Source organism: Paenibacillus sp. S28 (assembly GCF_016624415.1).
GTDB classification, from domain to species: domain Bacteria; phylum Bacillota; class Bacilli; order Paenibacillales; family Paenibacillaceae; genus Paenibacillus_AQ; species Paenibacillus_AQ favisporus.
The window spans coordinates 164713-189426 of sequence record NZ_JACVTM010000011.1; the positions used below are offsets into that span (position 1 = coordinate 164713).

The 24714-nt window shown below is 49.0% G+C and carries 25 protein-coding genes and 1 tRNA gene; 2 read left to right on the forward strand and 24 right to left on the reverse strand.

Annotation, left to right across the window (positions count from 1 at the left end; genetic code table 11):
- Window positions 1-23 precede the first annotated feature (23 nt).
- The 8 genes from IAE55_RS24110 to rpsF form a co-directional block, all read right to left on the reverse strand.
- Complete coding sequence (locus IAE55_RS24110) at window positions 24-944, reverse strand: carbohydrate ABC transporter permease (RefSeq protein WP_076172477.1); 921 nt, start codon at window positions 942-944, stop codon at window positions 24-26.
- Window positions 945-971: 27 nt separating this feature from the next.
- A complete protein-coding gene (locus IAE55_RS24115) occupies window positions 972-1901 on the reverse strand; it encodes an ABC transporter permease (RefSeq protein WP_116233192.1) in 930 nt (309 codons plus the stop codon).
- A 91-nt stretch (window positions 1902-1992) separates the two neighbouring features.
- Window positions 1993-3483: an ABC transporter substrate-binding protein gene (locus IAE55_RS24120; protein WP_200634107.1), complete on the reverse strand. Its 1491-nt coding sequence runs from the start codon at window positions 3481-3483 to the stop codon at window positions 1993-1995.
- Window positions 3484-3832: 349 nt separating this feature from the next.
- On the reverse strand, window positions 3833-5353 hold the full coding sequence (locus IAE55_RS24125) for a response regulator transcription factor (RefSeq protein ID WP_145162269.1): 1521 nt from the start codon (window positions 5351-5353) through the stop codon (window positions 3833-3835).
- Window positions 5346-7181 (reverse strand): sensor histidine kinase, encoded by a 1836-nt coding sequence (locus tag IAE55_RS24130; RefSeq protein WP_145162266.1) that lies wholly within the window; start codon window positions 7179-7181, stop codon window positions 5346-5348. Before IAE55_RS24130 ends, IAE55_RS24125 begins: the two co-directional genes overlap by 8 nt.
- Before the next feature lie 325 nt (window positions 7182-7506).
- Window positions 7507-7779, reverse strand: coding sequence for a 30S ribosomal protein S18 (gene rpsR, locus IAE55_RS24135; protein ID WP_076172485.1), 273 nt, complete (start codon window positions 7777-7779; stop codon window positions 7507-7509).
- 21 nt (window positions 7780-7800) lie between these two features.
- Complete coding sequence (ssb, locus tag IAE55_RS24140) at window positions 7801-8280, reverse strand: single-stranded DNA-binding protein (RefSeq protein WP_145162262.1); 480 nt, start codon at window positions 8278-8280, stop codon at window positions 7801-7803.
- Window positions 8281-8330: 50 nt separating this feature from the next.
- A complete protein-coding gene (rpsF, locus tag IAE55_RS24145) occupies window positions 8331-8618 on the reverse strand; it encodes a 30S ribosomal protein S6 (RefSeq protein WP_200634108.1) in 288 nt (95 codons plus the stop codon).
- Window positions 8619-8819: 201 nt separating this feature from the next.
- On the opposite strand from rpsF, the gene IAE55_RS24150 reads away from it, so the two are divergent.
- Entirely contained in the window at window positions 8820-9014 is a 195-nt protein-coding gene (locus tag IAE55_RS24150; RefSeq protein ID WP_076172489.1) for a YjzC family protein, read from the forward strand.
- A gap of 436 nt (window positions 9015-9450) precedes the next feature.
- On the opposite strand, the gene IAE55_RS24155 is transcribed toward IAE55_RS24150, so the two are convergent.
- The 4 genes from IAE55_RS24155 to IAE55_RS24170 all read right to left on the reverse strand — a co-directional run bounded on the left by IAE55_RS24155 (window position 9451) and on the right by IAE55_RS24170 (window position 11026).
- Window positions 9451-9541 (reverse strand) — tRNA-Ser (locus IAE55_RS24155).
- 67 nt (window positions 9542-9608) lie between these two features.
- Window positions 9609-9827 carry a DUF951 domain-containing protein gene (locus IAE55_RS24160; protein WP_076172490.1) on the reverse strand — a complete coding sequence of 73 codons (219 nt, stop codon included), beginning with the start codon at window positions 9825-9827 and terminating at the stop codon, window positions 9609-9611.
- 2 nt (window positions 9828-9829) lie between these two features.
- A complete protein-coding gene (locus tag IAE55_RS24165; RefSeq protein WP_438822538.1) occupies window positions 9830-10759 on the reverse strand; it encodes a mechanosensitive ion channel family protein in 930 nt (309 codons plus the stop codon).
- A gap of 6 nt (window positions 10760-10765) precedes the next feature.
- Window positions 10766-11026: a DUF3343 domain-containing protein gene (locus tag IAE55_RS24170; RefSeq protein WP_105445569.1), complete on the reverse strand. Its 261-nt coding sequence runs from the start codon at window positions 11024-11026 to the stop codon at window positions 10766-10768.
- A gap of 144 nt (window positions 11027-11170) precedes the next feature.
- Here IAE55_RS24170 and yyaC point away from each other — a divergent pair, with 144 nt between their 5' ends.
- Window positions 11171-11776, forward strand: coding sequence for a spore protease YyaC (gene yyaC / locus IAE55_RS24175; RefSeq protein ID WP_076172492.1), 606 nt, complete (start codon window positions 11171-11173; stop codon window positions 11774-11776).
- Here yyaC and IAE55_RS24180 read toward each other — a convergent pair.
- The 12 genes from IAE55_RS24180 to rpmH form a co-directional block, all read right to left on the reverse strand.
- Window positions 11751-12251, reverse strand: a complete 501-nt coding sequence (locus IAE55_RS24180) for a DUF4446 family protein (RefSeq protein ID WP_200634120.1) — start codon at window positions 12249-12251, stop codon at window positions 11751-11753. The two genes, yyaC and IAE55_RS24180, sit on opposite strands and share 26 nt — an antisense overlap.
- Window positions 12252-12460: 209 nt before the next feature.
- The gene (locus IAE55_RS24185) at window positions 12461-13609 is read right to left on the reverse strand and encodes an aminotransferase class V-fold PLP-dependent enzyme (RefSeq protein WP_200634109.1); all 1149 of its coding nucleotides are present in this window, start codon (window positions 13607-13609) and stop codon (window positions 12461-12463) included.
- A gap of 92 nt (window positions 13610-13701) precedes the next feature.
- Window positions 13702-14541: a ParB/RepB/Spo0J family partition protein gene (locus tag IAE55_RS24190; RefSeq protein ID WP_105445368.1), complete on the reverse strand. Its 840-nt coding sequence runs from the start codon at window positions 14539-14541 to the stop codon at window positions 13702-13704.
- A complete protein-coding gene (locus IAE55_RS24195; RefSeq protein ID WP_076172495.1) occupies window positions 14534-15295 on the reverse strand; it encodes a ParA family protein in 762 nt (253 codons plus the stop codon). The genes IAE55_RS24190 and IAE55_RS24195 overlap by 8 nt, the downstream gene beginning before the upstream one ends.
- Window positions 15296-15700: 405 nt before the next feature.
- A complete protein-coding gene (noc, locus tag IAE55_RS24200; RefSeq protein WP_145948237.1) occupies window positions 15701-16516 on the reverse strand; it encodes a nucleoid occlusion protein in 816 nt (271 codons plus the stop codon).
- A gap of 744 nt (window positions 16517-17260) precedes the next feature.
- On the reverse strand, window positions 17261-17983 hold the full coding sequence (gene rsmG, locus IAE55_RS24205; RefSeq protein WP_200634110.1) for a 16S rRNA (guanine(527)-N(7))-methyltransferase RsmG: 723 nt from the start codon (window positions 17981-17983) through the stop codon (window positions 17261-17263).
- A gap of 3 nt (window positions 17984-17986) precedes the next feature.
- Window positions 17987-19873, reverse strand: a complete 1887-nt coding sequence (mnmG, locus tag IAE55_RS24210; protein WP_145162243.1) for a tRNA uridine-5-carboxymethylaminomethyl(34) synthesis enzyme MnmG — start codon at window positions 19871-19873, stop codon at window positions 17987-17989.
- A gap of 59 nt (window positions 19874-19932) precedes the next feature.
- Window positions 19933-21309, reverse strand: a complete 1377-nt coding sequence (gene mnmE, locus IAE55_RS24215) for a tRNA uridine-5-carboxymethylaminomethyl(34) synthesis GTPase MnmE (RefSeq protein ID WP_105445365.1) — start codon at window positions 21307-21309, stop codon at window positions 19933-19935.
- Between the two features lie 191 nt (window positions 21310-21500).
- Window positions 21501-22205, reverse strand: a complete 705-nt coding sequence (gene jag, locus IAE55_RS24220; protein ID WP_105445364.1) for an RNA-binding cell elongation regulator Jag/EloR — start codon at window positions 22203-22205, stop codon at window positions 21501-21503.
- The gene (locus IAE55_RS24225) at window positions 22202-23095 is read right to left on the reverse strand and encodes a YidC/Oxa1 family membrane protein insertase (protein WP_200634111.1); all 894 of its coding nucleotides are present in this window, start codon (window positions 23093-23095) and stop codon (window positions 22202-22204) included. The genes jag and IAE55_RS24225 overlap by 4 nt, the downstream gene beginning before the upstream one ends.
- Window positions 23096-23168: 73 nt before the next feature.
- Window positions 23169-23519 carry a ribonuclease P protein component gene (gene rnpA, locus IAE55_RS24230; RefSeq protein ID WP_076172607.1) on the reverse strand — a complete coding sequence of 117 codons (351 nt, stop codon included), beginning with the start codon at window positions 23517-23519 and terminating at the stop codon, window positions 23169-23171.
- A 357-nt stretch (window positions 23520-23876) separates the two neighbouring features.
- A complete protein-coding gene (gene rpmH / locus IAE55_RS24235) occupies window positions 23877-24011 on the reverse strand; it encodes a 50S ribosomal protein L34 (RefSeq protein WP_068778604.1) in 135 nt (44 codons plus the stop codon).
- Between the last annotated feature and the right edge of the window lie 703 nt (window positions 24012-24714).

The window sequence follows — 24714 nt, forward strand, 5'->3', positions numbered from 1 at the left end:
TCTCCCTAAAGTGATGTTGTTTATTATTCTTTGACGGCACCTACGGTAAGTCCTTGTACAAAATAACGTTGGAAGAACGGATATGCAAAAATAATTGGCAGCGTAGCGAGCACGACCATCGCCATACGGGACGTATCCTGCGGAATGGACTGCAGGGCAGCCATGCTGAGCGAGCTGTTGGCCGAGTTTTGCTGAATGAACTGAATGCTGGATTCGATCCGCATCAGCATCGATTGCAGCGGCACCAGGTTCGGATTGTCGATATAGAGCAAGGCATTAAACCAGTCATTCCAATACCCTAGCGTACTGAACAGTCCGATCGTCGCCAGACCTGGCAAAGACAACGGCAGCACGATGCGGAGGAAAATGTAGAAATCGCCCGCGCCGTCGATCCGGCCCGATTCGATAATCGCCTCCGGTACGCTGGTGCTGTAGAACGTACGCAGAATCATGATATAAAAAGCGTTCATCGCGAGCGGCAAAATCAGCGCCCACAGCGTATCTTTCAATCCGAGCAATTGCGACACAACCATATACGTTGGAATCATCCCGCCGTTAAACAGCATGGTAAGAATCGCGAATACGGAGAAAAATCTGCGGTAGCGGAAGCTTTTCCGTGAAATCGCATAGGCGTACAGCGAGATCAGGATCAAGCTGACGAGCGTACCCACGACGGTAACGAGGATCGTCACGCCATAGGAACGGAGCAGCGTGTCGCCGCTTTGAAATACGAATTTGTAAGCCTCGAAGCTCCATTTGGCCGGGATCAGACGGTAGCCGTCCGTTGCCAGCGTTTTTTCATCGGTTAACGAGATAATGACGACGAACAGAAAAGGAAATACGCACAAGAAGGAAAAGATCGCCGCAATCGTATGAAGAACAGCGTTCGCGCCGCGCGAAACATGATGAAAATCCCGTTTTTTTCTTTGAATGACCTCCGCCATAACCTGACACTCCCTTCAAAAAATGATTTAGAATAATGCGCTGTCCTTGTCGATTTTGCGGACGACAAAGTTGGACACGATAACGAGTACAAAGCCGACAACCGATTGATACAGGCCTGCAGCGGTACTCATACCGATTTCGCCAGTTGTTTTCAGACCGCGGTATACGTACGTATCGATAACGTTGGTTACGGAGTACAGCGTACCCGAGTCTCTTGGAACCTGGTAGAACAGACCGAAGTCGGCGTAGAAGATCCGGCCCACTGCGAGCAGTGTCATGATAATGATGATCGGCGAGAGCATCGGAATCGTAATGTTCTTGATTTGCTGCCACTTGCTGGCCCCGTCGATCATGGCCGCTTCATACAGGGATTTGTCGATGCCCATGATGGAGGCGAGATACACGACGCTGTTATAACCGACGGATTTCCAAAGACTGACGAAGACAAGGATATACGGCCAATATTTTGGATCGGAATACCACTGAACCGGCTCGGCGCCGAACCAGCCGAGGATTTGGTTGATCATCCCGCGGTCCATGCTCAGGAAGCTGAATGCGAAGTATCCGACGATAACCCAGGACAGGAAGTAAGGAAGGAACATCCCGGTCTGATAAATTTTTGCCATCGTTTTGCCGACCAGCTCGGAGAGCAGGACTGCCATGAATACGGACAGGATTAATCCAAGGATGATAAAAGCCAGGTTGTACAATAACGTGTTACGCGTAATCGTGTAGGCGTCATTGGTGCTGAACAGGAACTTGAAGTTGTCCCAGCCTACCCACTCACTCTTGCTGATACTGGCCCAGAAGCCTTCCCGGTTGAAACGGTATTGCTTGAATGCCACGATCGTACCCACCAGCGGCAGGTAGGAAAAGAAGAAAAACCAAATGGCACCGGGCAGCACCATAAACAGCATGACTTTGTTTCTAATGAGGTTTTTGAAAAATGCGGCCATTCTGTTTCCCTCCCATGATTGATTGGTTATACATTGAAAAAGGACCGGGCGCTAAGTCACCCGCCCGATCCTTTCTGAATTTTTTTCTACATTACTTGTTGTTTGCAGCTTTCCAGGCGTCAAGCTGAGTTTGAGCTTCAGCGATGACCTTGTCCAGGCCGGCTTGCTTGAAGGCCGCAATCGCTTTTGGCAGGTAGGTTTCCGGATCAACGGTACCAGTCATCAGGGATGCCCAGAACTGTTCCTTCACGTTTTGTACAGCTGCCATTTCGGTTGCTACTTTCGTGCTGTCGAAGTTGAAGCTCAGGATTGGAGAATCTTTACCTTCAGCGTTAAATTTCTTGAATTGCTCCCACTTGTCATCCGGGTCATTCGGGTTCAAGTAGAGCAGCATGTTGTTGCCGAGGGAGTACGACGGCATGTCGTAGTTTTTGCCCTCTGGAAGGTTTTCAATGTGCTTGTCGTCAACCTTCTTGTAGTGCGTTCCTTCGATACCGGAATCCACCATGTTGCGAAGAACCGGATCCGTATTCAGCAGGTTCAGGAATTCCATTGCTTTCTCCGGATGTTCGGAGTTCGCGGAAATCGCCATGATCGAACCTTGAACCGAAGTATTTGTGATAATGGCATCACTTGCCGGTGTCGATTTAACCGGATAGCCATAGCTTGCAGACCAAGTATTGTCAGCCAGTGGCTGGGTTTGCGCACGGTCCATGAACCAGTTGCCGGAAGTCATCAGATCGCTAGTGGAGCCTGTTGTTGCTGCTTCCGGAGCCACATAGCCGGCTTGATAATATTTGTGCATCGTTGTCAGCGCCTGCTTCATTTCTGGCGTTTCGAGGATGTCGACGATTTTGTAATCGGTCGTATCCAGCTTCACGGCCATTGGCAGATTCTGAATGATGTAGTCATAAGGAACATAAGGAACGTAGTTCTTGTCCATCGCGAACGGTGTTACGTTCGGTTCTTTTTCCTTAATCGCTTTCAACAGCGGCTCAATGCTATCCAGGGAACGTACATTGGAGGTATCCAGTTTGTACTTGTCCACCAGGTTTTGGTTGAAGCGCCATACTTCTTGCTGAGGAAGCTCTTTGTTGGCCGGAATGCCGTAGTTGTGTCCATCGACTTTGGAGCCTTCCAGGAAAGCAGGATCGATGGTATCTTTGATACCTTGTCCATATTTTTCAAGCAGATCGTCGAGTTCCATGAACGCGCCTTTTCTTGCGTTCTGTACGTAATCGAATCCGCCTGCGGATGTGAACATGATGTCCATCGGTTCGCCGGAAGCTACGTTTACCTGCATTTTTTGCTGGTAGTCGCCCCAGTCGATCATTTTCATGGTGACGGTTGCATTAATTTTCTCCTGCGTATACTTGCTGACCTCGGCCATAACCTTGTCAACGTCTTTTTGCGGCGTGCCGATCGTGTACCAGATCAGGTTTACCGGTTTCTCGGAGCTTCCCGAAGATCCGGAACCACTGCTTTCCGCGTCTTTGTTGCCCCCACCGCACGCGCTGAGTACAAGCGCGAAGGCCGTCAACATGGCCAGTGCGAACGAGAAGCTTTTCTTACCCTTGCTCATGTGTGTTCCTCCCTTTTTGTGTTGCAGTCAATGTTGTCTAGCTGTCTGCCCACCAAGCGGCCAAACCGGCTTTTTCTTTTATTGTTTCCGGCTCGGTTTGTTTAACTAAGATAACCTTAACGGATGTAAGCCGTTACAAAAAGAAGATAAACTAAATAAAACCGTGTACAAATTAAAGAAAAGGTTTACTTTTTGTCTAAATTTGTCATTTTTTCAGTGAAACGCTTACTTTTATTGTTTTTCTTTCATTTTCATTCGGTTTTTTCTGCATCAAACGTCACAAAAAAACCCTAAACCGGATGAGATGGTAGGTGTTTAGTCTCATCTGATTCAGGGTGTTTCCAGCCGGTCAACCCAGCCCCTTGTAATCCGTCGGCGAGATCCCGACATATTTCCTGAACTGTTTATAAAAATATCCGGTCTCCCAGTAGCCTACGTTCCGTGCAATCTCCTGCACCTTGAGGTTCGTGTTCTTCAGCTGCTGCTTCGCCTTTTCGATCCGGAACTTGTTGATGTATTCGGCGAACGTTTCCCCGGTTTCCTTATGAAACAGCTGTCCCAGGTACACCGGATGAATATGATACTGTGCCCCCAGTGTCTTCAGCGACAGTTCGTCCGCATAATGATTGTGAATATGGACCAGCACCTGATTCACGACGGGGTTCTTCATATCCTGAAGCAGCGACTGGACCGCAGCCCCAGCCACTTCCTGCAGTGCAGTAATGAGATCCTGCAGCGAGGAACTGTCCCGAACCCTGCCTAAGGCGTTCTTGAATATATCCGACTCATCCGTATGCTTGATCTGCTCAAGCTCCATTTTAAAGCGAATCACCAGCTCCAGGGCCGCGTTCAGCAGATCCTCCGGACGGATATGTCCCGCCTTCTGCATCTGCTCAAAGTCGTCTTGGATTTTTCGATTCAGCCCGGCCTCATCCCTCGCCAGAATCAGCTTGGCGTATTCGTCCCAAGCGATGGCGATATGCCGCTCCGGGCCGCCGCTATTCTCCTCCAGGCTGGTGTAGTCGATGATCCGCCGATCCGGAAATACCATAAAATACTCCAGCGACTGCTTGGCCTCCTTGTAGCTGACAGAAGCCTCTCCAGGCAGTCTCACCGCCGAGCCGACACCGATATGCACCGTGCAGCCCTGCCTCGCTAAATCAGCCTCCAGCTGCTCCAGTGCTGTCATCAGACGAGCCTTCCCCTCCTGTGGGTTCTCCAGACTTCCAATAATGACAGTATCTCCATCCACATCGCGGAACAGTGTCAGCTCCGTGCTGTCTTCCAGCAAATCGTCAACCTGCCCGAACAACGCCTCATCGGCTGCGGTCCGAAGCACCGCCACGGCCATATAAGGCCGGTCCAAGTTCACGCCGAGCAGATCGGCTCTTTCTATAAATTCCGGAGGGGCGATCTGCCCGTTCATCCAGCGATAGAGCGTATTGTCCTTCAAAATTTGCACATCAAAAGCGCTGTACAATCCGCTCGCCCTCGTACTGTCCAGTTTGGACACGGTATTGCGGAGCGTCGATTCCAGCTCCTCCACATTGATCGGCTTCAGCAAGTAGTTTTCGATACCGAGCCTCATCCCCTGCTTCAAGTAATCGAACTCGTTGTATCCGCTTAGGATGATCACCTTGAGGTCGCTGCGGGTTTTGCGTGCCTCGCCGATCAGACTCAGGCCGTCCATCACCGGCATGGAAATATCCGTAATCAGTACATCCACGGGCGTAGACGCCATCACCTCGAGCGCCTGGCGGCCATTCTCTGCGTGCCCGACGATCTCCAGCCCCAGCGCTGCCCAATCCAAAATATCGTACAGCCCTTCGATAATGAACGGCTCATCGTCCACAATAAACACTTTATACATCTTCAGCATCCGTCCCTTCCCGGTTAGGATAACGTACGGTGACAACCGTACCGACTCCAGGCCGACTGTCAATTTCCACCCCGTAAGCCGGACCGTACAAAAACTGCAGCCGGCTGTGCACGCTGCGCAGCCCAAACATTTCGCCGGACTCCTCCGGCTTCCCGAGCTCATCATGGATTTCAGCCAGACGCTCAGGCGTGATACCTTTGCCATTATCCATAATCACAGCCACCAGCATATCGCCTTCTTCCTTCACCCGAATGTCCAGATGATTATCGTCGCGATTGGTCTGGATGCCGTGAACGATATAGTTTTCGATCAGCGGCTGCAGCGACAGCCTCATGACCGATTTGCCATGCAGCGCCGGGTCTGAATCGATCGTATAGCTGAACTTCTCCTTATAACGGATCCGGAACAGCTCCAGATACAAGCGGCATGCCTCCAGCTCATCCTTGAGCGTGTAGATCTTTTTCTGCTTCACCAGGCTTTTGAAAAGCACGGACAAGCTATAGATCATTTCCCCGACATCTTTAGCCCCTTGGGAAATGGCCCGCATCCGAATCACTTCAAGCGTATTGTACAGAAAATGTGGATTGATCCGCGCCTGCAGCGCCACCAGTTCCGTCTGCTTCTGTTTGATTTCGGCCTTGTACACCCGCTCGATATACAGGTTCAGCTCGTCCAGCATGTCGTTAAAGCTCCGGGAAATCTGGCCAAGCTCGTCTTCTCCCGGGTTATCGATCCGTGCGGACAAATCCCCGTTTTTTACCTTGCGCGTAATCCTAATAATCCGGTTCGTCCGGTTGGCGAAATTAATCACAAAGAAGGCCGGGAAAAAGATTGCAAACAATATACAGATCCCGCTGATCGTTATAATCGTTTTCCGGATACCCGAATAGCTGGCCTCTACGTCCTTTTTCGGAACTGCACCAATCACGACATACCCGTTGTCAGCGGAAGTCAGCTTGTTGATATACATTCGGCTGCTGACCTCAGCCGGGCGGGTATTTCCACCGTCATACAGCGAGTCGGTCACATCCATATACGGATAGGTCTTCCCATAATATTTCCCTTCCGAATCATACAAAACCTTGCCGTCCGCCGAAAGCACCGCGATATCCCCTTTGAAGCTGTCCTTATAGCTGGTCAGCGCATCGGTGATACCGCCCGAATCCAAATAAACGAGAAACTGTCCCGCATTTTTGAGCTGACGGTTATTGATCGGTACCCGTATGGCGTACAGCTCCGGCGCCCACTGGTCCGCTGCCTTCCGGATCCAGTAATTCGGAGCGGTGATGCCTTTATAATCCATCGCCATAACGTCCGGAATATAGGAGTGGGTCATATCGGTGGTCAGCTGCTTATACTGCTTGTTTGGCTTGAACACAGACAGAAACTGCTTCTCTGAACTGTACAGCATGATATTGCGGATATCTCCGTTTTCGTCCATCACCTGCTGGAAATACTGCAGCGGGTCCGTCGAGTCATTGTTCGTTTCGTTGTAAAACTGATCCATCCGATGCTGGACATATTGCGAATAAGGATGCTCCATCAAAAAGGAAATGTTCGAGAACAGCATTTCGTTCCGGTACATATCCCTGGCAATATTCTCTACCGACTGGTAACGCTGATCCAGATACCGGCTGACATTTTCCATCGCAGCCTTCTGGTTGTTGAGTTCCTTCTCCACGATCGATTGGGATAGGGAAGAGAACATCAGATAGGACAGAATCACGATTGTCAGAATGGCAATGATCGTGAAAATCAGCAGAATCCTCATGAACATGTTATTTTTAAAATAATTCCTGTAGATTCTGCCCAGTCCCATGGTAATCCCCCTTTTCGCCGTTTTCCCATTATATCATACCCTCGTTGATCGTTAAGGAACACGCTGTTTACGAAGCCTGTTTGCGAATCAATCCAGCAGGAACTTCACTATCATGAAATTGCCCGGGAAATGGAAAGCTGTGCCCTGCCCTTTCTACGGGTACGCTTACAACCTTACCGCCACTGCTTGATGCAGCAATACCACTATGATAACTTTTTCGTTTCCCGTAAGACAAATGGAATAATTTTGAACATGTTCATCACAGCAAAAAAGCCAGCACCTGGGATGTCCAAGGTACTGGCTTTCTCGCTCGCCATGATACAGATTACTCTGTAGTGTATGGCAGCAATGCGATTTGACGGGAGCGTTTGATCGCAATCGTCAGCATGCGTTGGTATTTTGCGCTAGTGCCGGTTACACGGCGAGGCAAAATTTTACCGCGTTCGCTGATAAATTTCTTCAGCAGATCGGTATCTTTATAGTCAATGTGAGTAATTTTGTTCACAGTGAAGAAGCACACTTTACGACGTTTATTACGGCCGCCGCGGCGAGCCGGTCTTTTATCGTTGTCTCCGCCTTCTCTTTGTTTAAAAGCCATGCTGTTTCAGTCCTTTCCTTATTAAAATGGCAAATCATCATCCGAAATATCAATCGGTTTTCCGTCATCGGAAAAAGGATCCTGATTGGAATTGTTCCGCGAGTAGCTGTTACCGCCACGTCCGCCGCCTCCATCGTAGGAAGGCTCCTCACGCGGGGTGCTTCCGCCTCCACCGCCTTCACGGTTGGATTCCAGGAAACGTACGTTATCGGCAATGACTTCGGTGACGTATACACGTTTACCTTCGTTATTCTCGTAATTCCGTACCTGGATGCGCCCTTCTACAGCCGTCAGACGGCCTTTGCGCAGATAATTGGCGCAGGTCTCAGCAAGCTGTCTCCATGTGACCACCGGAATAAAGTCCGCCTCACGCTCTCCGCCTTGCGCCGTAAACGGGCGATCTACAGCGAGCGTAAACTGCGTTACGGCTACCCCTGAAGGTGTATAGCGCAGTTCCGGATCCCGGGTCAACCGGCCGATCAAAATAACACGGTTCAACAATCGAGTCCCCTCCTTTGAGCGAATTTCATCACTAATTCCGTAAACGGATATTAAGCAACAACGTCAAGCGTAATGAGATAACGAATTACTTCGTCAGAAATTTTCATGAGGCGCTCAAGTTCGGCTACAACTTCAGGGTTGGCGCTGAAGTTAACCAGAACAAAAGTACCGTCACGGAATTTGTTGATCTCATACGCAAGGCGGCGTTTACCCATCACTTCATGCTTAGTGATTTCTCCACCGTTGGAGATGATGCCTTGGAATTTTTCGACTGCGGCTTGAACAGCATCTTGTTCAATGTCAGGACGAATAATGTACATCACTTCATATTTGCGCATATGTTTCACCTCCTTATGGACTTCGGCCCCTGATCATGTCAGGAGCAAGGAACGAGTCTAAACTCGCACCATATTAATATATCAAATTGGCCCAATGATTGCAAGTACAATGCCGTATTGATCCTGTTCCACACATGATTCTCCGCCAAGGGTACACACTACAGAGGCAGTCCATTTTAACGATTAAAGGAGGCCTTGTCCATGGGTGAAAGAACCGAATTCGAACCAGGCGACAAAGCGCCGAACCCCGGCGTATACATGGAGGTTGGTGAAAACAGCTTCCATACTGAAATCACGGATCCGCAGCGGGTCGAGCTGGCTAAGGGCGATACCTTTCCAGAGACCTCGAAGAAAGACCGCAAATGGAAACGGATGACGAAAGCGCGGGTCCACTAATTTTACAAATGGATGCATAAGCGCCCGAAAACTGCGCATATTACAATCAGGCGGTGCTTGAGAGAGGTGTGGTTCCGTTGGACATGATCAACGCAACAAAGCACAGGAAGTCAGAAACAGCACGTTCAAGAAGCGGAGGGAAGTGCTAAAAACACTTTATTGTCTAAAGCAAAGATTTGCTAAAGGCTGACCCGAGTTTCACTTACTGAAGTGTTGTGTGGATGAATTCCAAAAAATCATGGCATCGCCTGCCAAATCGGAGGACCTTATGGGTCCTCCTTTGGTTTGTATATAGCCGTAATGCCGCTTCCCCTCTTATTATGAAAGCAAAGGATCATAAAGGGAAACGCTCCAACAACTAAGAAAACCTCCAGTTTCTTCAACTGAAGGTTTTCGCCGTATGTATTCTATGCGCAGTCACTTAAATAAGGGAATGTGGCGGAAAGAGAGGGATTCGAACCCTCGCACGCCTTGCGACGCCTAACTGATTTCGAGTCAGCCCCCTTAGACCTCTTGGGTACCTTTCCGCAGCAAAATTGATTATAGCACATGTCCATCATTTGTGCAAGCCCTTTACCCCAAAGCTATTTATTTCTAAGCCTGCCCTTCCATTCCCTCTTCCGATTTCGAACGAAGCACCTTTTTCATGTTTTTCTCAAACTTCGCCCGCGGGATCAATACACTGTGCTGACAGCCGACACATTTGATCCGGATATCCATTCCCATGCGGATAATTTCCATTTCGTTGCTGCCGCATGGGTGGTTTTTCTTCATTTGGACGATATCTCCGAGCTGAAACACTTTACGTTCCACCATTATCCTTCCCCCATTTCGTTGTTCCCTTCTTTACCTGCCGCAAGCTCCGCCTGTGCCTGTTTCATCGTGTCCTCGTATTCCAACGCCTGCTTCACGTCGGCCTGAATCTGCCGTTCGACATCGCCTTTGGTGTTTGGCATACACTCGGCTACGATCCGGATGACGTATTCACTTGTGTTCAAGGATTGCACCCCGAGTACATTCGGCACCGAAATGACATTAGGATCCCGCTGCTGAATGCCGGTAAGCGCCTGTTTAATCAGGGCTACGGTTTCTTCCAGGTTTCGCTCGTTTTTCAAGGGAAGGTCAACAACCGCGAGCGCATTGGATAAGGAGTAGTTCGTTACGCTGGCGATGGAACCGTTAGGCAAAATATAAACTTCCCCGGTAGGGCTTACGATGCGTGTGGTCCGAAGGCCGATCATCTCTACGGTGCCTTTGAAGGTCCCTGTCTGAATAACGTCCCCTACCGCAAATTGGTCTTCTAATATAATGAAGAATCCGGTAATCACATCTTTAACCAAACTTTGCGCGCCAAAACCTATGGCCAAACCAAGCACCCCTGCTCCCGCAAGGAGCGGCCCCAAATGAAAGTTGAACTCCGACAGAATCAGGAGCACCATAATAAAATTACAGGTGACCGCCGTTACGTTTTTCAGCAGTTCGGCTACCGTGGCGAACCTCCGCGGATTGACGTTCATCCGGCTCTGTTCTTGTCTCGCCAGCGACTTGTCTATAATTTTGGATACAACCCGTATAATGACGCGGGAAACAAAAAACAGAATGATGATCCGAATGCCTGAAAACAGCACGCTGGTCCACATATCTACATTGGTTACCCAGTCCAAAAATTTATCGCCGATACTTACCGCCTGCTTGACAGCCTGCTCTGGATTGGGAATGGTATCCTCCAGCCAAAACTTACTCAATCAACTCTACCTCCTATCTTCGATGCTCTTATAGCCCTCTGTGCTGTCTTTGAAGTAGATTCCTCGAATCTCCACCTGCTCCTGCTGGATGATCGTCTGTACGCTATCCAGCTGGTCCGGCGGGAACTGGATCGATAGTGCGCAGCCCGCTGTTATTTCCTTTGGTGTAGGAAATAAATCAATTTCAATCTCCGCATATTCAAGCAGCATCTCGGCGCGCAGCGCCTGCTGTGTCGAATCAAAAGCAATCAGCATCCAGGTTTCCATCTCCGCCACCATCCGTTTATCCCCCACCTTGATTTGTGCTGCATTCATTCGCATTACTTTTTCTATGGAATTCCTGCATGAAGTATAAAAACCCTCTTCCTTCCATATACTAGTTACTACCAAATGCAAGGAGAGGAAGATTCTATGACTCAGTGGCCAAAAACGTCTCCCAAACAGGAGCCTACATGCTTAAAAATACCACATACCGACCCTGAAATCCATTCCGCTATTATTCATCGTCTTCTGTTTCATCTCTCTCAAGCCGGGGAAAATCAACAGGTTATCGTTGTATGTATCGGTACCGACCGGTCCACGGGCGACTGCCTCGGTCCTTTGGTAGGCACTGCATTGGCCCGGTATAAAAGTCCATGGTTTCACTTGTTTGGCACGCTGGACGAGCCTGTGCATGCCGTTAACCTCCAGGAGACGCTCTCCTCGATCTATTCGCTGTATGACAATCCATTTGTCATCGGCATCGATGCGTGCCTTGGACAATCCTCCAGCGTAGGCTGCATTCAAGTCGCCAACGGCCCGCTCAAGCCCGGTGCAGGCGTACATAAAGAATTACCGCCGGTTGGCGATATCCATTTGACGGGTATCGTTAATGTCGGCGGCTTTATGGAATATTTTGTATTGCAAAACACCAGGCTGAGCTTGGTGATGCGTTTGTCCGAAATTATTGCCTCAAGCCTTCATTCCGCTATTAAGGAATGGAAAGCCCGTACTACGCTTTTTGCAAGGCTAGAGTAATTGCCTCTACCTCTTCCGGTGAAAGGGGATAAGTCGACTGCCCGGCTTCTACCGGCTTGGCATAAACATAGGAGCTGTCACGGCTGTACAGCGCAGTGATGACGACTCCACTTCTATCAGCATCTACGATCGCAATCGAAAAGCTTAGATCGCTCCCTCGTTCGCTGAATGCATTGTAACGTTTAATACCGATATTACCCTTGATCGTTTGAAGCTTGTTCAATGCCAGCGACAAGGATTCACGCTGCTGCTGCTGCTCATCCTCCACGCTGTCCACCTGTGTCTTTAGATCGATGAGCAGTGTTTCTAAATCCTCCACCCCGCTGCCGGCCATCATCGTTTCGTATTTGTGGCGAACTTTTCTAAGCTTTGCCCCTTGTGTCAGCACCAACACGAGCAAGATCAAAATGAGGAGTACGATCCCGCCAATGATTCCTGGTAATTGTTCGCTGATTAAATCATTCAAGTCCGACATGCTGTTCATTCCTTTTCCTCAATCTTGACCTACCCGTTCCCAAGACGTATCGTGATCCCACATATTCATGGCCCTTGATACTATACAGTTAAAAATTCCAAACATCTACTTCTGCCGGTTGTCCCTCAGCTTCAAGGGGAGAACCGGTTTTGTCTTGCCATCGAGGTTTGATTACAAATAGATTTCGAAGCTTGCGTCAGGCCATCTAGTTAACGAACCAGCTCGCGCATCGCTTCAACCATCCGTTGAACCTCCTGCTCCGTGCTGTTCGCACCCACACTCGCCCTCACTGCTCCGGTCTTATCCGTTCGCACCGCATAATGAGCCAACGGCGTACAGTGCATCCCCGCTCTGACTGCGATTCCATATTGCCGATCCAAGCGGAAGGCGATTTCCGTAGAATCCCGGCCCTCGATCGTAAAGGCCACGATTCCGGTCCTTTCCTTCCCTTGTGCCGGACCAAGCAAGTTCATACCTGGCAGACCCTTCAACCCATCGATCATCATTTGGGTCAACGCCCATTCATGCTCATAAATCCGCTGAGGGGTTGCCTTAAGCACATACTCTACCCCTGCTCTTAGCCCGGCAATTCCGACCGTGTTCAAGGTCCCCGCTTCATACCGGTCCGGCCTTACGCTGGGCATTTCCTTTTCCTCCGATTGGCTGCCCGTTCCTCCGTGGATCAGCGGCTCCAGTTCGATCTCCGGCGATAAGTAAAGCCCTCCCGTCCCTTGCGGACCGAGCAGCCCTTTATGGCCCGGAAAAGCCAACATGTCGATACAGCAGGACTCCACATCAATGTCCAGCACCCCGGCGCTTTGTGCAGCATCTACCAAGAATACTGCCCCACTGCTGCGTGCCAGCTCACCAATTCGCTGGATTGGCAGAATACTCCCCAACAAATTCGAGCTATGGCTGCAAACCACCAGCCTCGGATTTTTGGATAAGCATGCCTCCAGCTGCTGCATGTCCAGTTCTCCTTGATCATTTACCCCAATGTAATCTACTTGAATATCCAGTGTCCGCATTAAATATTCCAACGGTCTCCGTACGGAGTTGTGTTCGATCATCGTCGCAACGACATAGTCACCGGACTTCAAGATCCCTTTGATCGCCATATTCAATGCCTGGGTTGTGTTATGGGTGAAAATGATGTTATTCGGGTTCTTCACCCGAAACAACTGAGCTAGCACCCGGCGGGTCTCAAAGAGAACCCTGCTCGCTTGCACAGCCATTTGATGGCTCCCTCGTCCTGGATTCGCCGCCGCTTCCTCCATCGCCTTTTGCATGGCTGCCAGAACACCAGGCGGTTTCGGCCAGGAAGTCGCTGCATGATCCAGATATACAACTGCGTTCATATCCCGTTTCACTCCGATCCAAGGAACAAAGAATGACGCATCGTCGGTCCTTTTCAGGAATCACCTAGACGCGTCATCCCATCCACTGATCTTTATTGCAACAACTCCAGCAGCCGTTCCAGGTCCTGTTTGCTGTAATAGTTCAATTCGATTTTGCCTTTATCTTTGTTTTGCTTGATTTTCACTGTCGTTCTAAACCGCTCCCGCAGGGACTCTTCCAAGTTATCGATATAAGGATCGCGCTTTTTGACTTTCACCTTGTTCTTATCCGCCGGTTTCCGGTCGAGCTGTTTCACAGCCTCCTCAAGATCCCGTACGCTCCACTCATTGTTGACGCATTGCTTCGCCAACTGCTTGATGAGGGATGAATCCTTGAGACCAACCAACGCTCTCGCATGGCCCATGGAAATTGTTCCACGTGAAACATAGTCTTTGACTTCATCCGGTAAAGCCAACAAACGAAGGAAGTTTGCTATATGGGATCTGGATTTCCCCACTTTCAACGACAGCTCTTCCTGCGTCAGTGAGTATTGATCCATCAAGCCCTGGTAAGCAACAGCCACTTCCATCGCATTTAAATTCTCGCGCTGCAGGTTTTCAATCAAGGCAATCTCCATCACCTGCTGATCGCTGAATGTGCGAACCACAGCCGGGATGGTGGCCTTGCCGCAGTATTGCGAAGCTCTAAAGCGCCGCTCCCCTGCAATAATTTCGTATCCTTTGAGCACGCTGCGTACAATAATCGGTTGAATGACCCCATGCTGACGAATCGATTCGGCCAATTCCTGAATTGATTCCTCATTAAAGTCCTTGCGCGGCTGGTAAGGATTGGCACGAAGTTGGCTGAGTGGGATTTCTACGATTTTGTCATCTTCATTAATCGAAAGTGAAGGAATTAAAGCATCGAGCCCTTTACCCAATCGTTTACTCATACGAAATCACTTCCTTTGCCAACTCTAAATATACCTCAGCGCCTTTCGAACGCGGATCATACGTAATGATCGACTGACCATGGGACGGAGCTTCACTAAGTCGAATATTTCTCGGAATGATCGTTTGGTACACTTTTTCCTGAAAGTATTTCTTTACTTCCTCAATCACCTGAATCCCCAAATTTGTCCGAGCATCCAGCATGGTAAGCAGAACGCCTTCAATTCGGAGCGAAGTGTTCAAATGCTTCTGGACGAGACGAATCGAATTCAGCAGCTGGCTTAATCCTTCAAGGGCATAGTATTCGCACTGGATAGGAATAATGACCGAGTCAGCGGCAGTAAGTGAGTTAATAGTAAGTATACCAAGAGAAGGCGGACAATCGATTAAAATATAGTCATAATTTGCTTTCACCAACTGAAGCGACTTTTTGAGCCGAAGCTCCCTTGAAATGGTCGGTACCAGTTCAATTTCCGCTCCAGCCAATTGAATCGTTGCCGGAATAATATGAAGTCCTTCGATTTGCGTTTGCAGGATCGCATCTTTGGGATGTACATCATTGATAATCACATCATAAATGCAGTTCGCTACATCCGCTTTATTGACACCCACCCCACTGGTTGTATTGCCTTGGGGATCGATATCGACGAGCAGCACCCTTTTTCCGAGCGAAGCCAATCCTGCACCGAGATTGACGGAGGTTGTCGTCTTGCCGACTCCGCCCTTCTGATTTGCTATGGCAATAATTTTGGACACTCAATTCACCTCTATGTGTATGAAGACTCTTCTTGTAGGTCGCGGGATTGTGATCATCAGCAAAACAAACGGCTGCAAATACCTGTATGCTCCCGGCGGTAAATCAGAAGTACCGGTGTTTCAAGGATACAGATACGCAGAAACGGCTTCGCCCTGCAGTAGTGCGCTTCCCCTTGCTGGAATAACAAGAAAAACCTTTACTCAATTATTCGGACACCATCAATGAACAACTTTGACTTCAGAACATTGACGAGAAAAATGGGAGATGCGAACTTTCCCCCTCCCCCTCTATTCTTCCATCTTATGAAATTCAGCTGCCTGGAACCTATGATTTCATGGTTTAGAGCATAAATTCATTATGACTTTCTAAAAAAAGCGGCCGCTCAGCCGCTAAGCTCCATCGTATTAGCGCTTAGGAATTTTGATCACGATCTCATAATGATCCTCATGGTCGTTTTCCTGCGTTTTAATGGCCATCCCGGATCCAGACACCATATCGATGGATTGGCGAATCGTGTTCAACGCCAACCGGACGTCCTTGGAGTAAGAGATGCGCTTTGCCTTTTTAATTTTTGCCGATTCCTTGTAAAAGGCAACTCTAGCCTCCGTTTGTTTCACGTTCAGCTCTTTGGATACAATCTCAGCCAGCACTTTCAGCTGCAGTTCCTCAGTATCGAGGGACAGTAACGCGCGGGCATGCCGCTCCGTAATTTTGCGCTCCATCAGTGTATTTTTTACTTCCTCCGGAAGATGAAGCAGCCGGATTTTATTGGCAATCGTTGATTGGCTTTTCCCAAGGCGCTGCGCCAAGCTCTCCTGCGTAAGCTGATGAAGGTCAATGAGCTTCTGATAGGCAACGGCTTCCTCGATGGAAGTCAGGCCTTCACGCTGGAGGTTCTCGATCAATGCAATGGAAGCAGCTTGGGAATCATTGAATTCACGGACAATGGCGGGAATGGTCTCCAAACCGAGTTTGGAAACGGCACGCCAGCGCCGTTCACCGGCAATAATCTCGTATTTGGCATTACGGATACGAACAACAATGGGCTGGATCACCCCATGCGTCTTGATCGTTTGACAGAGTTCGTCGATTTTATCGTCATCAAAAATGGTCCGGGGCTGGTAAGGACTGCTTACGATTTCCGCCACCGGAATTTGCTTTACTTCATCCCCATTGCTTCGTTCCGTCAAACCAAACAATTTAGAAAATTGTTCTTTCATTCCGTATATTACCACCTAAATTCGTAATAGCACCGCTAGAGCACCTAACAACAATCTACAGGTCATCGAAACATCCACGTTGGATATGGGTAACAACTAACCCTTGAGCTTAGACAGCTGCAATCCAGACATAGAGAGTCATTCAATGACTTCAAAATGGAAGATGAGAATCGTCAGATCCGAACGCAATTTATGTATAAGGTTCACATGACTGAACGGTCTGACAGTCAGACCACTTACCAACGATCATCCCTCTCTATCATACCATTTGAAGCCAGTTCATAGAATACAGTTTATACTCTATTCTACCACTTTTCTTCATATAATCCTATTCTCCAAAGTTCCCGATTTTTCCTGCCATTTATCCATTTTTTCACATCGGGAAAAGCATTTATCGATGGAACGTCAAAGAAGACAAACCACTTCTAACAGAAGCATTTCTTGCGATTTTACAGTGATTCGGCACCGTTATATTTATAACTCTATAATCTTAGTAGTGCGACTATCGCTGCATCTTTATAGAGGACAGACCGCGTATTTCAGAAGTTTTCTTGAAATTATATAGAATCCAACAGCTCCGCTGATAATTTATATTTTTATAATCTAAAAAAAGAGGACTGTTCCACGTGAAACAATCCTCTTCATTTTATAAATATGACTTGGTTTCAGACAGTTCGTTGATAGGAAGTCAGTCGACTGCACATCCCATAGGGTCTGATACAGCTTGCCGAAACCAGTTTTTTCTTATACTAAAGGCGATTTAATTGCAGTTCCGGCCTTTCTCGGATATTTGCCCGGGGTAGGCGCAGTCTTTCGGATCTGGACAATATGGCGGGCCGATTCCTCTACAGGTAGCAAGAAGCGTTCCACTTCGATCACCTTGCCCCGCAGTTCCTTCAAGCTTTTGGCTGCCTCCTGTACTTCCTCCGCCGGATCGCTTCCTTTCATCGCCGCAAACAGACCGTTCACTTTGACAAAGGGGAGACAGAACTCATTCAGGACGGCCTGCCTGGCCACTGCTCGGGCGGTAACGAGATCGAAGTGATCACGGTACCCCGCCTTCCTTCCCCAATCCTCGGCCCGGCCATGGAGAAGTTCTACATCCTTAAGTCCAGTCTCCTGCACAATGTGCTGCAGGAAGGAAATGCGCTTGTTTAACGAGTCGATGATCGTCAGCTTCAAGTGTGGAAAACAAATCTTCAGCGGGATTCCCGGGAATCCCGCCCCCGAGCCGATATCCGCTAGTGTTCCGATCTCCCCCATGTTCACATAAAACGCCAGGGAGATGGAATCATAGAAATGCTTGGTGTATACTTGCTCCCGCTCGGTAATCCCGGTAAGGTTCATTTTCTCATTCCATTCAACCAGTTCCTTGAAATAAATTTCAAATTGTTCCAACTGGGATGGTTCGAGCGTAATGCCATGTTCTTTTAAACGCTGTACAAACTGCTCTTGTATCGGATCCATTCGTTAACCTCTTGCCGCTGTAACGCGATTATAGTGTTCCAGATATACCAGCAGAATCGAGATATCCGCCGGCGTCACGCCGGAAATGCGTGAAGCTTGACCGATCGAAATCGGACGGATGCTGCTGAGCTTTTGACGAGCCTCGATGGCGATACCTTGAACATCGTTATAGTCGATCGATTCCGGAATCTTCTTCTTATCCATCTTTTGCAAACGTTCCACATGAATCAGCTGCTTTTCGATATACCCTGCATACTTGATTTGAATTTCCACCTGCTCCTTCATTTCTTCCGTTAGTTCATATGGCGAAGGTGAAATTTGTTCAATATGGCTGTGAGATACTTCTGGACGGCGCAGAATGGTAAGCAGGTTACTGCCATCCTGAATCGGGGCGGAACCGATCGATTCTAACAGTGCATTCACATGGGAAGGACCCACCTTCGTTGAACGTAGGCGTTCGATTTCCAGCTCCACCTTTTCCTTCTTATCCAAAAACTTCGCGAACCGTTCCTCCGAGATCAGACCGATCTCATGCCCTACCGGTGTCAACCGCAGATCGGCATTGTCATGGCGAAGCAGCAGTCTGTATTCCGCACGGGAAGTCAGCAGACGGTAAGGCTCGTTGGTACCTTTCGTCACGAGGTCGTCGATCAGAACTCCGATATAGCCCTGCGAACGGTCCAGAATGACCGGCTCCTTGCCCTGTACTTTGCGCGCAGCGTTAATGCCGGCCATGATGCCTTGACCTGCAGCTTCTTCGTAACCGGAGGTTCCGTTAATTTGACCGGCGGTGAACAAGCCCGGCATCTTCTTCGTTTCCAGAGACGGCCACAGCTGCGTCGGAACCATAGCGTCATATTCGATGGCATAACCGTTGCGCATCATTTCAACCTTTTCCAAGCCAGGGATACTGCGCAGCATCGCCAGCTGAACGTCTTCAGGCATACTGGTGGACAGTCCTTGGACATAATATTCAGAGGTGTTCTTGCCTTCCGGCTCGAGGAAAATTTGATGCTTCGGCTTGTCGCTGAAACGCACGATCTTATCCTCAATCGACGGGCAGTAACGTGGTCCTGTTCCTTCAATAATACCGGAGAACATCGGCGCACGGTGCAGGTTCTCATTAATAATGCGGTGGGTTTCCACTGAAGTATACGTCAACCAGCAAGGAAGTTGCTCATTATCGGAAGACTCCGTTTCATAAGAGAAAAATTTAGGTTTTTCATCCCCCGGTTGAATTTCCGTCTTGGAAAAGTCAATCGTGGACTTGTGTACACGCGGAGGCGTACCAGTCTTGAAGCGAACGAGATCGAAGCCCAGCTCGCGCAGATTTTCCGCCAGCTTCACCGAAGGCTGTTGGTTGTTCGGACCGCTTTCGTAGGTCAGCTCACCCATAATGACTTTACCGCGAAGATACGTGCCGGTAGTCAGCACCGTAGATTTAGCACGGTACGAGGTGCCGGTTTTCGTCACCACGCCGACGCAGACGCCGTCTTCAACAATCAGCTGTTCCACCATGCCTTGACGCATCGTCAGGTTCGGTTCTTTCTCCATCGTTTCCTTCATCGTTTGTTGATACAGGAACTTGTCGGCTTGTGCACGCAGCGCATGCACCGCCGGCCCCTTCCCTGTGTTCAGCATCCGCATTTGAATAAACGTTTTATCAATATTACGGCCCATTTCGCCGCCCAGCGCATCGATTTCACGGACGACATGCCCTTTGGCCGGTCCCCCGATCGAAGGGTTGCACGGCATAAATGCGACCATGTCCAGATTGATGGTAATCATCAGTGTGTTGCAGCCCATCCGCGCTGCGGCCAAAGCAGCTTCACAGCCGGCATGACCTGCGCCGATGACGATAACATCATAGCTGCCTCCATCATAACTCATCGGACAAACCTCCTTTATTATTCTGAAACTAAATACGTGAATCTATATGAACGAACGACTTATTTACCTAAACAGAACTGGGAGAAAATTTGATCCAGCAGCGTTTCGGCCGCTGTATCGCCTGTGATCTCACCAAGCTGTTCCCAAGCAAGACGGACATCGATCTGGATCATGTCGATCGGAATGAACTGATCCGCCGCTTCGTAGGCATCCTGAAGCGATTTGTACGCCTTTTTAAGGAGAGCGATATGCCGAACGTTGCTGACATAAGTCAGATCGCCCGACTCCAGCTTCCCGCTGAAAAAGAGCGATGAAATCGCTTTTTCCAAAAGATCGATCCCCTCTTCGGTCATTACCGACATCGGGACGATCAATTCATCCGGATAGTACCTGGACAGCAGATCTCTGTCCAATTGCGAAGGTAAGTCCATTTTATTCATAATGACGATGGATTGTCTACCACGGATTTGTTCCATTAATTCCAGTTCGTCCTCATGCAGCGGTTCGCTTGCATTCAGCACGAGCAGGATGAGATCGGCTTCTGTGACCGCATGCTTCGAGCGCTCCACACCGATTTTCTCCACGACGTCCATCGTTTCCCGAATTCCTGCCGTGTCCAGCAGCTTGAGTGGAATGTTGTTGATCGTGACGAACTCCTCGATGACATCCCGCGTCGTGCCTGGAATATCGGTCACAATGGCACGGTTCGTATGCGCCAGCGCATTCAGCAGCGAAGACTTGCCCACGTTTGGACGTCCGACAATCGCCGTGGTGATGCCCTCGCGTAAAATCTTCCCTTCTTCAGCAGTCTTCAGCAGCTTCTGAATGCCTTCCATAACTTCGCTGCTTTTCTGCTTAATGAACTCTGCCGTCAGCGATTCCACATCATGCTCCGGGTAATCGATATTGACTTCGATGTGAGCCATCGTTTCCACCAAGGTGTGGCGCAGCTCCCCGATTTTCTGGGACAAAGATCCCTCTACCTGCTTCAATGCGATCGAGAAGGCACGGTCCGACTTGGACCGGATTAGGTCAATCACCGCTTCGGCCTGGGAAAGGTCGATCCGACCGTTCAAAAAGGCCCGCTTGGTGAACTCGCCCGGCTCGGCCAGACGGATCTCCAGCTGCAGAAGCAGATCCATCACCCGTTTGACCGAAATCACGCCGCCGTGCGTGCTGATCTCCACCACATCTTCCGTGGTAAAAGACCGCGGCGCCCGCATCACGGTGACAAGCACCTCCTCCACCCGCTCCTGGGTGTCCGGGTCGACGATATGCCCATAATGAACCGTATGCGACTCCGCCTTCGTTAACGCCGTTTTGCTGTGAAAAATCCGCTCGACCTCAGAAATCGAGTCCGGTCCGCTCACGCGGATAACGGCAATTCCCGCTTCCCCTACAGCTGTCGATATCGCTGCGATTGTATCTGTAAGCAAGGCTGTCACCTCTTTTTTCTATATTAAACGTTCATCCGTTTCTGTTAGCTCTATTGTTGCCATAACAAGACGTATCAAGACCTGCGACGGCTGTACCCGGTGCCTCCCGGTGAACCCATTCAAGATTCAAAAAAAACAATGACTTCATAAGCTAAAGGTAAGCTCAATAAAGTCATTGTACAGGTCTCTCTTTACTTTATCGTAATGACTACGCGCCGGTTGGGCTCTTCCCCTTTACTGTAGGTCTTCACCTGCGGATGATCCTGCAGCCTGGAATGGATCACCTTCCGCTCCTGCGGGGACATCGGTTCAAGAACGACTTCTTTATGGGTCCGAATCACCCGTCCCGCCAACCGGTCGGCCAAATCCTCCAGGGTCTTCTTCCGGCGCTCCCGGAAGTTCTCAGCATCGAGCACAAGCCGCACGTAACTGCTTGAAACCCGGTTCGCCACAATGTTGGCCAAATACTGCAAGGCGTCGAGGGTTTGTCCTCTTCTGCCGATGATCAGTCCCAAATCGGGACCGAAAATATGAAGTGTCGTAGCATCCCTCGCGTGCTGGATTTCAACGCTCACATCCAGTCCCATGCTCTTTCCGACGTCAATGATAAACTCGGCAGCCGTTTCGTAAGGGTCTTTCTCTTCTTCCTCTATGGAAGCTTCGGGTTCATGTAAATCTAGTGGCAAAGGTTTCGCCGTCTCCACTGGTTCCGGTGCGGGCTCAGGCAGCAGTGTAAGTTCCACCTTTGCTTCCTTGACACCGATCAGTCCCAGGAATCCTTTTGACGGCTGCGATACGATTTGGACCGTGACCCGGTCGCGGCTTACCCCAAGCTGGGCCAGCCCTTGGTTTACAGCATCTTCAACGGTTTTTCCTGAAGCGACGACTTTGCTCATTTAGATTTTTTTGCCCCCTTCTTCCCTTTGCTATTTCCTTTACCGCCTTTGTTGCTACTGCCTTTGTTGCCAGACTTGGCATTTGCGCTTCCTCCAGCAGAAGAAACGGCGGCTACGTTCGCAGTCGTATTGTTGTTACGATACAGGAAGTAGTTCTGGATAATGGTGTACAGGTTACTGTAAATCCAGTACAACGGCAGTGCGGATGGGAACTGGTAAGACATGAAGAAAATCAAAACCGGATACACCAGCATCATAAATTGCATGGCACCCTGCTGCGGGCTCGGGTTCATCTTCATCATCATGCGGGACTGCAGGAATGTCGTTGCAGCAGCCAGCAGCGGCAGGATGAACGTATGGTCCGGCTTACCCAATTGGAGCCACAGGAACGAGTGGTCACGAAGATGCGAGTTGTACACGATGGAATTATAGAGTGCGATAAAAACCGGCATTTGGATAATCAGCGGCAGACATCCCGCCATCGGATTAACCTTGTTCTCCTGAAACAGCTTCATCGTTTCCTGCTGCTGTTTCTCCGGCTGATCCTTAAACTTCTCTTTTATCTTTGCAAGTTCAGGCTGAATCGCTTGCATCGCCTTGGAACTTCTAACCTGCTTAATGGATAACGGCAGAATAATCGTACGGACGATAATCACCATCACGAGGACGGCTAAGCCGTAAGCTCCGCCAAACCAACCGGCGAACGTATCTAATGCGAGCGAGAAATAATAAACGACGTTAGCCTGCCAAAAGCCGCCGTTCTTCATTTCTTCTGTAGTATGCGTCACAGTGTTGCCTGTTCCGCACCCAGCTAAAACAACCACTGCGAGCATCATCACAGCGATGAGGAGGATCCATTTCCTGCCTCGGCTAGTCTTAAGTAGCGACACTTCATAACCCCTCTCTTAACGCTTCCATTCACCGTAAATCATACCATAATTAATTGGACAAAGAAACCAGCATTCAGCGCCCCGGAGGCTTCAGCAGCGACGCTTTCCGCAGCACGTGCAGAACGCTTTTTTCAAGGTCTTTATAGGACATTTCAACGGCGCCTTTTCTTACAATAAATACAAGATCGACATGCTCGATCAGCTTGTCTTCATGGTGGCGCATAATCTCCTTGACCAGTCTTCGCATCCGGTTGCGTACAACGGCGTTGCCGACTTTCTTGCTGACGGATATGCCGACGCGGAACTTCTCTACCTCTTTTTTGCGGAACCAATACACGACGAATTGGTAATTGGCAAATGACTTCCCATGCCTATATACGCGGCTGAAGTCAGCCCGGTTTCGTAAACGTAAACTTTTATGCACGAATATCCCCTGCTTGCTGCCCGCCATCCCGATGTACAGCGGCCTTTCCTTCAAAAATATCAGCATTCGAAATTTTGCTTCATATAATATATAGCAATATTCCACTTCCTAGTATGGTCATCATTTGTGAGATATAAACCACAATAAGAACCGTGAGCACTTCTCTGAGCACGGCCCGTCCTCTTTCATTTCTTCGGGATCGGGACGTATCTACATCTTCTACTCGGCGAAAAGGTCCGCTTCTCCCTCTTTTTCTAGAAAAAATCTGTAGAAATGAAAGGGAAAACTCATTTTTGTACGCCGATAGACGTTTTCTTATGAAAAAAAGACCACCTCGGTGGTCTTCATGTACGAAATTTACGCGCTTAGTACTTTTCTGCCCTTCTGACGACGAGCTGCCAGCACTTTGCGGCCGTTTTTCGTGCTCATTCTTTTCCGGAAACCATGCACCTTTTTGCGCTTGCTTACATTCGGTTTAAATGTCGGTCTCATGTATTGCACACCCCCTTACAGGATTTCATAACCTTTATGGTTAAATATTCATTTTCATTCAACACAGAAAATGCCTTTATACATTTAATCATGAACAGGCCCAAAAGTCAACTCAAACCTGCTCCCCCACTTTCCGGAATTTGAATCCCTGCGATCGCTCTTCTCCCTCTTTTTACTGCTTCTCTCTCCCACTTCTCGATCCGTCTGATCTGGAACGCCAGCTTCACCGCTTCATCCCCATCTTCGTCAGCAGCGTTAAACGCTCCATCCTTCTTATCGCCTTTGGATTTCTGTGGACACCTTCTCCTGGCATTCCCTTGTCATTCGATGGCATTTCGTTAAACTACATCATCTCATTTTAAAATCCAGCAATCCGAGTTTCCCACAGCCCCCGGCCAACAAACCTGAAAAATCCACAATTCGGATTTATCCACTTGTTCACATCGTTCGCAATAAAATTCTAAGATCCGGCATAACCTGTGCACAACTGATTTTTTATTTTGGGAGATGCTGTCGAAAATTAAACACGTTATAAACAATATATAGTGGTGTGAATAATAATTATACACAACTTATTGAATTTGTGGATAATTTCAGCCATTTCATTGATAAACGGGCGTTCTTTTGCTATGATTATATTGTTTTTGGATGTGAATATGTGATTTCACCCCATATATTATCAACAAGCTGTGGATAAACTTGT

What these genes read in the sequence shown, in the direction of transcription:
- IAE55_RS24180 (WP_200634120.1), bottom strand. Translation starts at nt 12,251, where the DNA reads ATGTCGGACTTGAATGATTTAATCAGCGAACAATTACCAGGAATCATT.
- IAE55_RS24125 (WP_145162269.1), bottom strand. Translation starts at nt 5,353, where the DNA reads ATGTATAAAGTGTTTATTGTGGACGATGAGCCGTTCATTATCGAAGGG.
- yyaC (WP_076172492.1), top strand. Translation starts at nt 11,171, where the DNA reads ATGACTCAGTGGCCAAAAACGTCTCCCAAACAGGAGCCTACATGCTTA.
- mnmG (WP_145162243.1), bottom strand. Translation starts at nt 19,873, where the DNA reads ATGAGTTATGATGGAGGCAGCTATGATGTTATCGTCATCGGCGCAGGT.
- noc (WP_145948237.1), bottom strand. Translation starts at nt 16,516, where the DNA reads ATGAAAGAACAATTTTCTAAATTGTTTGGTTTGACGGAACGAAGCAAT.
- IAE55_RS24115 (WP_116233192.1), bottom strand. Translation starts at nt 1,901, where the DNA reads ATGGCCGCATTTTTCAAAAACCTCATTAGAAACAAAGTCATGCTGTTT.
- rpsR (WP_076172485.1), bottom strand. Translation starts at nt 7,779, where the DNA reads ATGGCTTTTAAACAAAGAGAAGGCGGAGACAACGATAAAAGACCGGCT.
- IAE55_RS24150 (WP_076172489.1), top strand. Translation starts at nt 8,820, where the DNA reads ATGGGTGAAAGAACCGAATTCGAACCAGGCGACAAAGCGCCGAACCCC.
- rsmG (WP_200634110.1), bottom strand. Translation starts at nt 17,983, where the DNA reads ATGGATCCGATACAAGAGCAGTTTGTACAGCGTTTAAAAGAACATGGC.
- IAE55_RS24120 (WP_200634107.1), bottom strand. Translation starts at nt 3,483, where the DNA reads ATGAGCAAGGGTAAGAAAAGCTTCTCGTTCGCACTGGCCATGTTGACG.
- IAE55_RS24130 (WP_145162266.1), bottom strand. Translation starts at nt 7,181, where the DNA reads ATGGGACTGGGCAGAATCTACAGGAATTATTTTAAAAATAACATGTTC.
- IAE55_RS24185 (WP_200634109.1), bottom strand. Translation starts at nt 13,609, where the DNA reads ATGAACGCAGTTGTATATCTGGATCATGCAGCGACTTCCTGGCCGAAA.
- IAE55_RS24170 (WP_105445569.1), bottom strand. Translation starts at nt 11,026, where the DNA reads ATGGAAACCTGGATGCTGATTGCTTTTGATTCGACACAGCAGGCGCTG.
- rpsF (WP_200634108.1), bottom strand. Translation starts at nt 8,618, where the DNA reads ATGCGCAAATATGAAGTGATGTACATTATTCGTCCTGACATTGAACAA.
- IAE55_RS24190 (WP_105445368.1), bottom strand. Translation starts at nt 14,541, where the DNA reads ATGAGTAAACGATTGGGTAAAGGGCTCGATGCTTTAATTCCTTCACTT.
- jag (WP_105445364.1), bottom strand. Translation starts at nt 22,205, where the DNA reads ATGAGCAAAGTCGTCGCTTCAGGAAAAACCGTTGAAGATGCTGTAAAC.
- IAE55_RS24110 (WP_076172477.1), bottom strand. Translation starts at nt 944, where the DNA reads ATGGCGGAGGTCATTCAAAGAAAAAAACGGGATTTTCATCATGTTTCG.
- rpmH (WP_068778604.1), bottom strand. Translation starts at nt 24,011, where the DNA reads ATGAGACCGACATTTAAACCGAATGTAAGCAAGCGCAAAAAGGTGCAT.